Here is a 12,930-nt window from a genome sequence, read left to right on the forward strand (position 1 = left end):
CCCACCACAACCACGTTTACGCCTTGGCTTTCTCCTTGGCGATCCACCCATCCACCAGCTGCCCCAGCACATCCAGCGGCACCGACCCGGCGCTCAACACCATGTCGTGGAAAGCCGGCAGCGAGAATTTCGCGCCCAGTTCCGCCTTTGCCTTTTCGCGCAGTTCGACGATGCGCAGCATGCCGATCATGTAGGCGGTCGCCTGCCCCGGCCAGGCAACGTAGCGGTCGACCTCTTCGACATTGATGCCGTAGTCGACCGCCTGCTGGCGCGTCCATCCCTTGGTGTGCAGGCCGGTGTCGACCACCAGGCGCCGTGCACGGAACAGTTCCGAACCCAGCGCGCCGAGCAGGCCCGGCACGTCGCCTTCATACCAACCCGACTCCACCGCCAGCCGCTCGGTGTACAGCGCCCAGCCCTCGCTATGCGCGCTGCCGCCGCTGAAGATGCGCTGGCTGCGGAATTTCGGGATGCCTTCCAGTTCCTGCTGGATCGCCAGCTGGAAGTGGTGGCCCGGCACCGCCTCGTGGTAGGACAGGCTGCGCATGCGGATCATGCTGAAGGTCGGGCCGCGCAGCGGCACCCAGAATACGCCCGGACGGCTGCCGTCCGGCGCCGGCAGGCTGTAGTGGGCGGCGGCCGAGGCTTCGGTCAGCGGCGGCTCGCGGCGCACCTCCACCGGCGCGCGCGGCTTCAGGTTGAACAGCGACGCGCTGCGGCGCTCGGCGTCCTTCACCATCTCGGCATACTTGTCCAGAATGGCCGGGCGCGGGTCACCCTCGCCTTTCGGCTGGAAGGTGGCGTCGAGCGCCTTCATGCGCTCCTCGATGCTGCCATCGTTGAAGCCGAGCGCGCGCAGATGCTTGTCCATCTCGCCTTCGATGCGCGCCACTTCGCGCAGGCCGATGGCGTGGATCTGCTCGGCCGTCAAATTCGTGCTGGTGTAGTTGGCCAGCGCGCGGTTGTAGGCTGCCAGGCCGTCCGGCAGGCGCGAGATGCCGGCGGTGTCGTTCGTCTTCGGATGCAGTTCCGCCATGAAGGCCTGCACGCGCGCGTAGGCCGGGCGGATCTTGTCCTCGACGATCCTGGTCGCACGGACCACGGCGGCGCTGCGCGCATCAAGCGACAGGTCCTTCAGCGACTCGGTGCGCTGCACCAGCGAGGTGACCAGTACGTTGGCGCCGGCGGCCGGTTTCAGGAAGGTCGCCACCTGGTCCTGGGCGCGCTCGAGGATGAAGCGCGGCGGGATCATTTTCCTGGCCGTGGCGGCCTTGGCGCGGGCCAGGGCTTCGTCCATGCGCGTGCCGACCTGCTCGAGGCGCGCCAGGTAGCTGTCGACGTCGGATGCGCGGCGCATCGGGTGGGTCTGGGTCATGAAGTTGACCAGGCTGACCTGCGCGCCGCTGAACTGCTGGAACACGAAACCGTGGTCCTCGAACGGCTCGTTGGCCACCGTATTCGACAGCGACCAGCGCATCACCGCGGCCGAGATGCGCTGGGTTTCGTCGAGCGGCCCGGCCATCCATTTGTCCAGGCGCGCGATGCCCTGCCTGGCGAGAGCGATCATCTTCTTGCGCTGGGCCGGGGTTTGCGGGGTCAGCTGGCGGTCCAGCGCGTCCTGCTCGGCGCCGCTGAAGTACTGGGTCGCCGTGGCGAACTGCGGGTTCTGGCGCACCCAGTCCTGCGCAAAGCTGTCGGCCCATTTGTCGAAGGCGGCGTTGGGCTTGACGGCGGCCGTGGCGGTGGCCGGGGCAGCCAGGGCTTGCTGCGGCAGGACCGCGGCGGCGATGGCGAGCGGGACGAACAGGGAGGCGATGGCGGTGCGCAGGATGCGGCGGGAGAATGCGGGCATGGATGTCTCTTCTGATTGATCGTGCGGCGGGTTGCCGTGACGAAAATCTAACATGGAAGAGTTGGCACGGACAGTCTTTACAGCTGCGCTGCGGAATGTACGGGGTGCGGGTGCGGGTGCGTAGGGTGGACACCTGTGTCCACGCTGTCTCATCGTTGGAGTGACGGCGGCGTGACTCGACGGTGCTATACCGCGAGGACACAGGTGTCCACCCTACGTGAATCAAGGCATTTCGGAGTCGGCGACGATGTTCAGCGCCGGCTGCTTGCCCGGACTCCAGCTGCGCGCCAGGCGCCACTCCCTGCCCTCGCCTTCGACCAGCACCTGCCAGTGGGTCAACTCCAGCCCTTGTATACGCACGCTGAAGTTGCCGTAGTCGTCCGGCAGCGCATCCAGCGCCAGGTCCTTGTGCGGCTGGGTCGGATGCGCCAGGTGGATGCGAAACGGCGCCAGCATCGGCCGCCCGAAACTGCTCAAGCGGCCCGACAGCGTGCCGGCCTGCGCATCGAAGCGCGCGTCCAGCGCCAGCTGCAGCGCCGTCGCCGCACGGTCGCGGCGCAAATCCTGGTTGATGGCCTTGCCCTGCTTGTAGTAGTCGTCGACCACCATCGCGTCCGGCTGCTGCACGGCCAGCCACACCGTCACCGCCGTGGCCACCATCACCGCCGCCGGTCCCAGCATGATGAACCAGGGCCAGCGGTGCCTGTACCAGGGCTTGGCCGGCGGATTCCTGAAACTGCCTTGCATGATCGACTCCTTTAGCGCGGCACGATGAAGGCCGCTTCTTCGCACACGGCGACTGATGGATCGTCGACCGCAGTGACGGTGAACGCGATGCGGTGCGAACCGCCCTCGGCGCCCTCGGCGCGCACTCGCACCCGCACCGGCACGGCGCGCGCGCTGGCGCCATCGAGCGCCACCACATCACGGTCGACGATGCGCGCACCGGGCATCCCTTCCACACGCAAACGGTATGCGCGCGCGCCTTCGCCCGTATTCATCAGCTGCAGGCGGTAGACGTTCTCGATCTGTCCATCCTCGACCTCGCGCCCCATCGAGCCGCGGTCGCGGATCACGTCGACCTTCAGCGGCGTGCGCAGCGCCAGCGAGGTGCTCATTGCCGCGATCAGCAGTCCCAGCACTGCCGTGTAGCCCAGCACCTTCGGGCGCAGCAGGCGGCGCTTCACCTCCTGCGTGCCCCAGCCATGCGCCAGCGCGTTCTCGGTCGCGTAACGGATCAGGCCGCGCGGCTTGCTTACCTTGTCCATCACGCCGTTGCAGGCATCCACGCAGGCGGCGCAGCCGATGCATTCGTATTGCAGGCCCTGGCGGATGTCGATGCCGGTCGGGCAAACCTGCACGCACATGGTGCAGTCGATACAGTCCCCCAGCTTGTCGCCCGCCACGCGCGCCCCCGGACGACGCGGTTCACCGCGCTTGCGGTCATAGGTGACGACCAGGGTGTCCTTGTCGAACATCGCGCTCTGGAAGCGCGCATACGGGCACATGTACTTGCACACCTGCTCGCGCATCCAGCCGGCGTTGCCGTAGGTGGCGAAGCCGTAGAACAGGACCCAGAAGCTTTCCCAGGCCCCCAGGCTGAAGCTGGCCACTTCATGCACCAGCGTATGCACCGGCGTGAAGTAGCCGACAAAAGTAAAGCCGGTCCACAGGGCGACGGCCAGCCAGGCCGCGTGCTTGGCGCCCTTCTTCCAGATTTTTTCAAACGTCCAGGGCTGGCGGTCCAGCCGGATGCGGGCGCTGCGCGCGCCTTCGATTTTCCTTTCGATCCAGAGGAAGAGTTCCGTGTACACCGTCTGCGGGCAGGCGAAGCCGCACCACACCCGCCCCGCCACGGCAGTGACCAAAAACAGCCCGTAGGCGCAGATGATCAGCAAACCCGCCAGGTAGATGAAGTCCTGCGGCCACAGGACGAGGCCGAACAGGTGGAACTTGCGCGCGCCGAGGTCGAACAGCACCGCCTGGCGCCCGTTCCACTGCAGCCAGGGCAGCCCGTAGAACACGATTTGCGTCAGCCAGACGCCGGCCCAGCGCAGGGTCGCATAGCGGCCCCTGGTTTCGCGCGGGTAGATCTCCTCGCGCGCGGCGTACATCCTGACCACCGCTTCCTTCGGCACATTCATTTTGCCGCTACCTTGTCGTCGATGGGCTTTACAGGCTGCGGGTTCGACAGGCTCCACACATAGGCTGCCAGCACATGCACCTTGGCCTCGCCCAGGAAGTCGCCGAAGGCCGGCATGGTGTTGGTGCGGCCCTTGCGGATGGTTTCCATGATGGTGTCGGCGCTGCCGCCGTACAGCCAGGTTTTATCAGCCAGGTTCGGTGCACCCAGCATCGGGTTGCCCTTGCCCTCCGCGCCATGGCAGGCCGCGCAGGCGCCGAACTTGGCCTTGCCGAAGGCGACCTTCACCGGGTCGGCCGTCAGGCCCGACAGGTTGCGCACGTAATGGGCCACGCCTTCGATGTCCTTGTCCGAACCGAGTGCCGCGCCCATCGCCGGCATCTGGCCGATGCGGCCAGCCATGATGGTCAGTTTGATGGTCTCGGGTTCGCCGCCGTGCAGCCAGTCGGCGTCCGTCAGGTTCGGGTAACCCTTGTTGCCGCGCGCGTCGGAGCCGTGGCATTGCGCGCAGTAGTTCAGGAACATGCGCTCGCCGATGGCGTGGGCCTGCGGGTCTGCGGCCACCGCCTTGATGTCCTGGCTGGCGTAGCGCGCGAACAACGGACCGAAGTCGGTATCGGCCTGTTTCAGCTCGGCCTGGTAAGCGCCGGTCGAGTTCCAGCCGAGCTTGCCGCCATAGCTGCCCAGGCCGGGGAACAGCACCAGGTAGACGATGCCGAACACGATGGTCAAATAGAACAGGCCCATCCACCAGCGCGGCATCGGCGTATTCAGTTCGGTCAGGTCCTCGTCCCAGACGTGGCCGGTGGTCTTGGCAGGCAGGCCGTCCGGCTCGACCTTGACCTTGTAGCGCGACTGCGACCACAGCAAGATCGCGCAGCCGGCGATCGAGGCGATGGTGATCAGCGCGACGTACCAGTTCCAGAAGCCGCTGGTGAAGTCAGACATGGTCCTTCTCCTCGTCCATGAAGGGCAGCGCGGCCGCCTCGTCGAAGTCGCGGCTGCGGTGCAGCAGGAAGGTCCAGAGCAGGATGCCCATGAAGGTGGCGAACGAGACCACCGTCATCACGCTGCTGGCGCTGTCGAAGATGTGTGCGAGTTCCATGTCGGTTCCTCAGTTTCTTGTCTTGATTTGGGTGCCCAGGCCTTGCAGGTAGGCGATCAGGGCGTCCTGTTCGGTCTTGTTCGCCAGCTCGTCCGGCGCGTTGCGGATCTCGTCGTCGGTGTAGGGCACGGCCAGGGTGCGCATCGCGTGCATCTTCGGCACGATCTCGGCGGGCACCAGCTTCGTTCTCGCCAGCCACGGATAGCCGGGCATGTTCGACTCCGGCACCACGTCGCGCGGATTGTCGAGGTGGGTGCGGTGCCACTCGTCGCTGTAGCGGCCACCGACGCGCGCCAGGTCCGGGCCGGTGCGCTTGCTGCCCCACTGGAAGGGGTGGTCGTAGACGAATTCGCCGGCCACCGAATAATGGCCATAGCGCTCGGTCTCGGCGCGGAAGGGGCGGATCATCTGCGAGTGGCAGTTGTAGCAGCCTTCGCGGATGTAGATGTCGCGGCCGGCCAGGCGCAGCGGTGAATATGGCTTCAGGCCCGCCACCGGTTCCGTGGTCGACTTCTGGAAGAACAGCGGCACGATCTCGACCAGGCCGCCAAAGGAGATCACCAGGATCACCAGGCCGATCAGCAGCCAGGGATTCTTCTCGATCCATTCATGGGTAAATTTTTTCATGGTGCTGTCTCTCTGTTCAGGCGTGTGTCGGGACATGGGATTCGACGGCGCAGGCCTCTGCGTGGACATCGTGCGGCTTGTGCAGCTGCGGGATCGGCGCATCCACGTTCACCGTGCCGGCCAGGGTCTTCCAGGTGTTAAAGGCCATCATCAGCATGCCCGACAGGTAGAGCAGGCCGCCCAGGAAGCGCACCGCGTAATAGGGATAGGTCGCCTTCACGCTTTCGGCAAAGGTGTAGGTCAGCGTGCCGTCCGGGTTCACCGCGCGCCACATCAGGCCCTGCATCACGCCGGCGATCCACATCGCGGCGATGTAGAGCACGATGCCGATGGTGGCAACCCAGAAGTGCGCTTCAACCAGTTGGACGCTGTACATCTCCTTTTTGCCGGCCAGGCGCGGGATCAGGTAGTAGATCGAGCCCATGGTGATGAAGCCGACCCAGCCCAGGGCGCCGGCGTGCACGTGGGCGACGGTCCAGTCGGTGTAGTGCGACAGCGAGTTGATGGTCTTGATCGACATCATTGGGCCCTCGAAGGTGGCCATGCCGTAGAACGAGAGCGAGACGATCAGGAACTTCAGGATCGGATCCGAGCGCAGCTTGTGCCAGGCGCCCGACAGGGTCATCACGCCGTTGATCATGCCGCCCCAGCTTGGCGCCAGCAGGATCAGGGAAAACACCATGCCCAGCGACTGGGTCCAGTCGGGCAGCGCGGTGTAATGCAGGTGATGCGGGCCGGCCCACATGTAGGTGAAGATCAGGGCCCAGAAGTGGACGATCGACAGGCGGTAGGAGTAGACCGGGCGCTCGGCCTGTTTCGGGATGAAGTAGTACACCATGCCGAGGTAGCCCGCGGTGAGGATGAAGCCGACCGCGTTATGGCCGTACCACCACTGGATCATGGCGTCCTGCACGCCGGCGTACACCGAGTAGGATTTCATGGCCGATACAGGCAGCGACATGCCGTTCACGATGTGGAGCACGGCGACCGCGATAATGTAGGCGCCGAAGAACCAGTTGGCCACGTAGATGTGCTGGACCTTGCGTTTCAGGATGGTGCCGAAGAAGACCACGGCATAGGCGACCCAGACGATGGCGATCAGGATGGCGATCGGCCACTCGAGTTCGGCGTATTCCTTCCCGCGCGTGAAACCCATGGGCAGCGTGATCGCGGCCGCCACCAGCACCGCTTGCCAGCCCCAGAAAGTGAAGGCGGCCAGCTTGTCGGAGAATAGCCGGACCTGGCAGGTGCGCTGGACCACGTAGTAGGAAGTGGCGAACAGGCCGCAGATGCCGAAGGCGAAGATGACCGCGTTGGTGTGCAGCGGACGCAGGCGGCCGTAGGACAGCCAGGCGATGTCGAAGTTGAGCGCGGGCCAGGCCAGCTGGGCCGCGATGAAGACGCCGGCGGCCATGCCGATGACGCCCCAGACGACCGTGGCGATGGCAAACTGGCGCACGATCTTGTAGTTATAGTTAAGACTGCTTTCCAAGATACTCTCCCGAGTGGATTGACTGCGATCACAGCGGGGAGAGTAGTTTTCTGGAGTTTAAAAATCCTTGATGTGAATCAAAATTCGATATTTCACATGGGATACAGACGGGTGCCGGCAGGTCGGGATGCGCTCGTTTGCTCATGCATAAATCGTTAGCGCCTGCCATCGTAGGGTGGGCACCCTGTGCCCACGCGGAAGCCCGATCTGCGTTGGCTATTTTCCTTCTGCAAACGGAGCATCCTAGAGCGCGCCGAAAAGCGTCACGCTAGCGTAACCTTTCATGGAAACGCCGCGGGGCGAATCGTCACGGCCGCGGGCTCCCGGATGCGCACGTAACGCGTGGGCACGGGGTGCCCACCCTACGATATCCACCGGCGGCGATGCTATCCACGTTAACGACATATCAACAAGGAACGCCATATGCCCATCTCGCAATCCCTCCACCAAGAAATCGCCAAACGCCTGCACCAGGCCCGCGAGGAAGCGCTCGCCACGGTCCGCACCCGCACCGATGCCGACCCCGAAGGCAACGAACCCCCGGTGATCTCGCCGCGCGCCCACCTGGTGCAGAATGACGACGCGCCCACCGCCGAAATGATCGCCCACGACGAAGAACACTTCGCCGAGCACGAAACGAATCTCCTGCACGACATCGACGCCGCCATCGGCCGCCTGGAATCGGGCGGCTATGGCGTGTGCGTGTCCTGCGGCTGCGACATCCCGGAAGAACGCCTGCTGGCCACGCCCACGGTGCAGACCTGCATCCAATGCCAGGAACGCATCGAGCAGGAACAAGGCACGGGACGCGGCCCGACGATGTAATCAGGGCGCGCCGGCCGCCTCCGTGCAGGCGGGGCCGGCGGCTTCGGCCCCGACGAAGCGGGCCACTTCCCGGCCGGCGCAGCTGCGGCCGGACCACAGCACCCAGTGTGCTTCGTTCCTGGCCGTGACCAGCCGCACCGGCCCCGCCTTGCGCAGTGCCGCCACGTGGCGCACGGCCGCGTCATAATCGGTCTTGGCGTCGCGGTCGCCATGGATCACCAGGGTCGGCGGCAGCCTGGCCGGCAGGCGCGCATACCAGGCGTCCGGCTTGTACAGCGGGAACGGCGTGTTCACCAGGTGGCCCGGCAGGCTGCTGGTGAACAGCAAACCAGCCTCCTCGGCCGCCACGTCCTGCGCCGTGCGGCCCGGCCGCAGGTTGTTCTCGGAACCGCTGATCAGCACCACCAGCGGCGTCGACGGCGGCGATTGCGGGAAGCTGCCCAGCCTGTCCATCTCCTTCGTGGCCTCGGCCAGCACCGCCTTGAACGGCTCCGCCCTGCCCTCGTCCAGGTCCTTGATCACATACGGAAGCTGCTCGGCCACGCTCGGCACGTCGAGCAGGTTGCCGAACAGGCGCTTCAGGTTCTTGCCCGGAATGGTCGCAGCCAGGGCCGGGTCCTGCTCCAGCTTCGCCAGCACGCGCCGGTACACCGTTTCGGCCGGCTCGCCCATGCGCGCGCTGCAAGCCGGATTGGCGTCGCAGTCGGCCAGGCGGCGCCGGCCGATCGCGTCGGCCACCAGCGAGCGGCGGCTCAGGTCGGCCTTGTCGTCGTCCTGCAGCGACACCAGCGAATCGAGCACGATGCCGTCGATCCCCTTGGCGCCGACGGCCACCGTGCGCAGCACCAGCTGGGTGCCGTAGGACACGCCATACAGCCAGGTCTTGCCCTTTGCCGGCGTGCGCTCGAGCAGCAGCTTGAGGTCGTGCGCGCCATTCGTTTGCGAGAACTGGCGCGTATAGCCAGGGTGCGCATTCAGGTAGCCGAAGCAGCTGCCCCATTCGGCGCCATCGAGGCTGGTGCCGCCCGGCGAGGCCGGCGCTTCTTCCTGCGGACACATGCGGGTCGAGAAACCGGTGCCGCGGTGGTCCGGCACGATCAGGTCGAGGCCGGGAAAGGCGGCCCTGAAGGCCGGCACCAGGCCGTAGAACGAGGCGCCGGATTCGCCCGGGCCGCCGGCGATCAGCCAGACCTGGCCGCGCGACGGGCCAACGGCAGCGAACTTGCGCACGAAGAGGTCGACCGTGCCTGCCGGGGCGCCGGCCAGGCCGGACGGGTCGGCGGCTACCTGCTCCACCTTGCACAGGCTTTCCTTCAGCGCCGGGTGGCTGGCGGCATCGTCGCAGGGTTTGAACGGAGCGGCGTGCGCGGCGCCGGCGGTGCCCAGGGTGAGCAGTGCCAGGCCCAGGCGGCGGTTCAGCTTCCTCATCGTGTCCTCATGGTCGGTGAAAAAACCTAGAGTAACCGCGAGGAAACTTATTGTCGAGAAAGAATGAATCTGTATGTCAGTGTGAACCTCAGCCGGCGGGCCGGTCGTCGTCGCGCAGCAGGCGCAGGGCCGGGCCTTCCAGGTCGTCGAACTGGCCGCTGTCTGCGGCGCCGAAGAAGACCCAGATCGCCACAGCCACCAGCACCAGGCTCAGGGGAATCAACAGGTACAGTGCTTCCATCTCATTTCCTCAACTTATTTTCTCAACCTCAGGGCATTCAGCACCACGACCGCCGAACTGGCCGCCATGCCGGCCCCGGACAGCCATGGACTCAGCAGCCCGGTCGCCGCCAGCGGGATCGCGCACAGGTTATAGATGCTGGCCCAGGCCAGGTTCTGGCGGATGATGCGGGAGGTACGGCGCGCGGTGTCGGCCGCTTCGCACAAGGGCAGCAGGCTGTCGCCGAGCAGCACGCAGTCGGCATGCAGCTGGGCCAGCGCGGCGCCGCCGCCCAGCGCGAACGACACGTCGGCGCCGCGCAGCACGGCGGCGTCGTTGATGCCGTCGCCGACCATCGCGACTGTTGCGCCCTGCGCCTGCAGCTCGCGCACGAAATCGAGCTTCTGCTGCGGTAGCTGGTCGCCGGCCGCCAGGCGGATGCCCAGGCGCGTGGCCACCTGCTGCGCGGCGCGCGATTCGTCGCCGCTGAGCAGGACCACGGTTTTCCCCGCCGCTTCGAAACGGCGCACGACGTCCAGCGCTTCGGGCCGCAAGGCGTCGGCGATGTCGAAACGCGCCAGCCAGGCGCCCTGCCGGCCGAGCCAGACCGCACTGCCTTCGCTATCCGGCGCCACCGGCGTGCGCCGCTCGACCAGTGCGCCCACAAAGGCGGCGCTGCCGAGGCGGTAGCGTTCGCCCGCGATGCTGCCCTCGATCCCCTGGCCGACGGTGTAGCCGGTGTTATCGGCGTCGACGGTGGGCGCGGACGCGGCGTTGCGGATCGCCTGCGCCAGCGGGTGCGCGCTGCCGGCCTCCAGCGCCGCCGCGGTGGCGAGCGCGGTCCCGGGCGCGATCCCGTTGAAGCTGCGCGTATCGCGCACGACGGGCCGGCCCAGCGTCAGGGTGCCGGTCTTGTCGAAGACGACGTGGGTGGCGCGCTCCAGCGTTTCGAGCGCGTGCGGCTGCACGGCCAGCACGCCGCGCCGCAGCAGGCGGTCGGTGGCCGCCGCCAGCGCGGTCGGCGTGGCCAGCGACAGCGCGCAGGGGCAGGTCACGACCAGCACCGCGATCGCCGCCGGCCAGGCACGCGCCGGGTCGATCAGTTGCCAGGCCGCGAACACGACCACGGTCAGCACCAGCAGGGCCGCCACCGACCAGGCGGCGACACGGTCGGCCCACAAGGCCAGCGCCGGCTTGCCCTGCCCGGCCTTGTCGACCAGGCGCACCAGCAGCGCCAGCGTGCTGTCGCGCGCGGCCGCTTCCACGCGCATCACCACGGCCTGGGCCACGTTGACGGCGCCGCCCGGCAGCAGGTCCCCCAGGGCCAGGCGCCGCGTTTTGCTTTCGCCGGTCAGCAGCGACAGGTCGGCCTCGGTCTCGCCCTCGAGGATCACGCCGTCGGCCGGCGCCGCCTGGCCCGCCGCTACCAGCACCACGTCGCCCGGCCGCAGCCTGGCCGCCGCCACCAGCTCGGTGCCGCGCGCGGCGGGATAGCCGGGCATGCGTGCGGCGGATGCCGGCATGCCCTCTTGCAGCGTCTCGAGCGCACGTGCGGCGCGGCGGCGCGCCGTGAGTTCCAGGTAGCGGCTGCCCAGCAGCAGGAAGATGAACATTGTGATCGAGTCGAACCAGACCTCGCCTGCGCCGTGGACCAGGGCCACCGTGCTGCCGATGAAGGCGGCAGCGATGCCGAGCGCCACCGGCACGTCCATACCGGGCAAGCCGCGGCGCAGGTCGCGCCAGGCGCCGCTGAAGAACGGCAGCGCCGAATACAGCAGCGCCGGCAAGGTCAGCACGAAGGAGGCCCAGCCCATCAGGGCCGCCATGTCGGCATCCATGGTGCCGTCGTCGGCCAGGTAGACCGGCACCGCGTACATCATCACCTGCATCATCGACAGGCCGGCCACGAACAGCTGGCGGAACAGTTTGCGGCGCGCCCGTTCCAGCTGTTCGCCGTGGCGTTTGCTGTCGTAGGGATAGGCGGTGTAGCCGATGGCGCGCAGCGCGCGCAGGATGTCGCTGACCTTGCACGCGGCCGGGTCCCAGCGCACCTGCAGGCGCTCGCTGCTGACGTTGAGCAGGGATTCGATCACGCCCGGCAGCGCGTCGATGTGGCGTTCGATCAGCCAGACGCAGGCCGCGCAGCGGATGCCTTCGACGGTGAAGCTGCCCTCGCCGCTATTCCCGGCGGTGTCGTACAGGGCCAGCCCGGGCGCATCGCCGCTGTCGACGGTGGCGCCGTAGCCGCTGCGGGTCGCGTAATAGTCGGCGCAACCGGCATCGACGATGGCCTGGGCCGCGGCGGCGCAGCCCGGGCAGCACATGGCGCGCTCGGCGCCATCGACGCGGGCGCGCCAGCTTACCTGCGTCGGCAGCGGCAGGCCGCAGTGGAAACAGCCGTCAGGTGCGGGTGGGTTCATCGCGCCGAGGTCATCCTCCGGGCCGGTCGCATGGCTGCCATCGTTCATGTTGCGGATGCGGGTGCAATGCACAGCAGGTGCAGCCAGCTTGGCGGCAGCCCGCCAGAGGCGCGCAGCAGGCCGGCGATACCGAAAGCCAGCACCAGCGCGCCGCACACGATGCGCACCGGCGGCAAGCGCAGCCAGCCGCGCAGGCGCGCACCGGCCAGGCCGAGGGCCAGCATCATCGGCAGCGTGCCCAGGCCGAAGGCCAGCATCGTCAGCGCACCCGAGACGGCCGAGCCGCTCAGCATGCTCGTCACCAGCACGCTGTAAACCATGGCGCAGGGCAGCCAGCCCCACAGGGCGCCGGCCGCGAACATGCGGCCAGGCGTGTCGGGCGGGCCGATCCTGGCCAGTTGCGGACGCACATGGCGCCACACCAGTTGCCCCGCCTTTTCCAGGTGGGCGATGCCGGTCCAGGCGTTCATCAGGTGCAGGCCGAGGGCGACCAGCATGCCGTTCGCCAGCCAGTAGGCCGCCGCCTGCAACTGCGGCAGCGCGGACAAGGTGCCTGCGCCCTGCGCCACGCCGCCGGCCAGCGCACCTGCCGTCATGTAGCTGGCGATGCGCCCCAGGTTGTAGGCGGCGACGTGCAGGCTGGCGCGGTCCGCGATGGCCGGACGCAGCGCGATCACCGCTACGCCTGCGCGCGTGCGCGGCGGCGTCAGCGATGGTCCGAACGAGAGCGCGCCGACGATCCCGCCGCACATGGCGCCGCAGTGGACGCTGCCGAGCAGGCCCACCACGAAGATCGGGAACAGGCTGAGGTTCATCTG

Annotated in this window: 12 protein-coding genes; 1 reads left to right on the top strand and 11 read right to left on the bottom strand. The window is 67.5% G+C overall.

All coding sequences use genetic code 11. The features are described from left to right. Positions 1–16: 16 nt before the first annotated feature. The 7 genes from QPK31_RS08010 to ccoN form a co-directional block, all read right to left on the bottom strand. On the bottom strand, positions 17–1,852 hold the full coding sequence (locus QPK31_RS08010; protein WP_290422425.1) for a DUF885 family protein: 1,836 nt from the start codon (positions 1,850–1,852) through the stop codon (positions 17–19). 222 nt (positions 1,853–2,074) lie between these two features. After that, the gene (locus QPK31_RS08015; RefSeq protein WP_290422426.1) at positions 2,075–2,599 is read right to left on the bottom strand and encodes a FixH family protein; all 525 of its coding nucleotides are present in this window, start codon (positions 2,597–2,599) and stop codon (positions 2,075–2,077) included. A gap of 11 nt (positions 2,600–2,610) precedes the next feature. Further along, a complete protein-coding gene (gene ccoG / locus QPK31_RS08020) occupies positions 2,611–3,996 on the bottom strand; it encodes a cytochrome c oxidase accessory protein CcoG (protein ID WP_290422427.1) in 1,386 nt (461 codons plus the stop codon). Then, positions 3,993–4,943, bottom strand: a complete 951-nt coding sequence (gene ccoP / locus QPK31_RS08025) for a cytochrome-c oxidase, cbb3-type subunit III (protein ID WP_290422428.1) — start codon at positions 4,941–4,943, stop codon at positions 3,993–3,995. The genes ccoG and ccoP overlap by 4 nt, the downstream gene beginning before the upstream one ends. Further along, on the bottom strand, positions 4,936–5,100 hold the full coding sequence (locus tag QPK31_RS08030) for a CcoQ/FixQ family Cbb3-type cytochrome c oxidase assembly chaperone (protein WP_290422429.1): 165 nt from the start codon (positions 5,098–5,100) through the stop codon (positions 4,936–4,938). Before QPK31_RS08030 ends, ccoP begins: the two co-directional genes overlap by 8 nt. 9 nt (positions 5,101–5,109) lie before the next feature. After that, positions 5,110–5,727, bottom strand: coding sequence for a cytochrome-c oxidase, cbb3-type subunit II (ccoO, locus tag QPK31_RS08035; RefSeq protein ID WP_290422430.1), 618 nt, complete (start codon positions 5,725–5,727; stop codon positions 5,110–5,112). Between the two features lie 16 nt (positions 5,728–5,743). Beyond that, entirely contained in the window at positions 5,744–7,219 is a 1,476-nt protein-coding gene (gene ccoN / locus QPK31_RS08040; protein ID WP_290422431.1) for a cytochrome-c oxidase, cbb3-type subunit I, read from the bottom strand. A 423-nt stretch (positions 7,220–7,642) separates the two neighbouring features. Here ccoN and QPK31_RS08045 point away from each other — a divergent pair, with 423 nt between their 5' ends. Beyond that, entirely contained in the window at positions 7,643–8,044 is a 402-nt protein-coding gene (locus tag QPK31_RS08045) for a TraR/DksA family transcriptional regulator (protein WP_290422432.1), read from the top strand. Here the strand turns inward: QPK31_RS08045 and QPK31_RS08050 are convergent, their stop codons facing one another. The 4 genes from QPK31_RS08050 to QPK31_RS08065 form a co-directional block, all read right to left on the bottom strand. Beyond that, entirely contained in the window at positions 8,045–9,472 is a 1,428-nt protein-coding gene (locus QPK31_RS08050) for an alpha/beta fold hydrolase (RefSeq protein WP_290422433.1), read from the bottom strand. Between the two features lie 88 nt (positions 9,473–9,560). Next, the gene (gene ccoS, locus QPK31_RS08055) at positions 9,561–9,713 is read right to left on the bottom strand and encodes a cbb3-type cytochrome oxidase assembly protein CcoS (protein WP_290422434.1); all 153 of its coding nucleotides are present in this window, start codon (positions 9,711–9,713) and stop codon (positions 9,561–9,563) included. A 14-nt stretch (positions 9,714–9,727) separates the two neighbouring features. Next, positions 9,728–12,160: a heavy metal translocating P-type ATPase gene (locus tag QPK31_RS08060; protein WP_290422435.1), complete on the bottom strand. Its 2,433-nt coding sequence runs from the start codon at positions 12,158–12,160 to the stop codon at positions 9,728–9,730. Further along, positions 12,157–12,927: a sulfite exporter TauE/SafE family protein gene (locus QPK31_RS08065; RefSeq protein WP_290422436.1), complete on the bottom strand. Its 771-nt coding sequence runs from the start codon at positions 12,925–12,927 to the stop codon at positions 12,157–12,159. Before QPK31_RS08065 ends, QPK31_RS08060 begins: the two co-directional genes overlap by 4 nt. Positions 12,928–12,930: the final 3 nt, after the last annotated feature.

Source organism: Massilia sp. YIM B02769 (genome assembly GCF_030411995.1).
GTDB lineage: Bacteria > Pseudomonadota > Gammaproteobacteria > Burkholderiales > Burkholderiaceae_D > Telluria.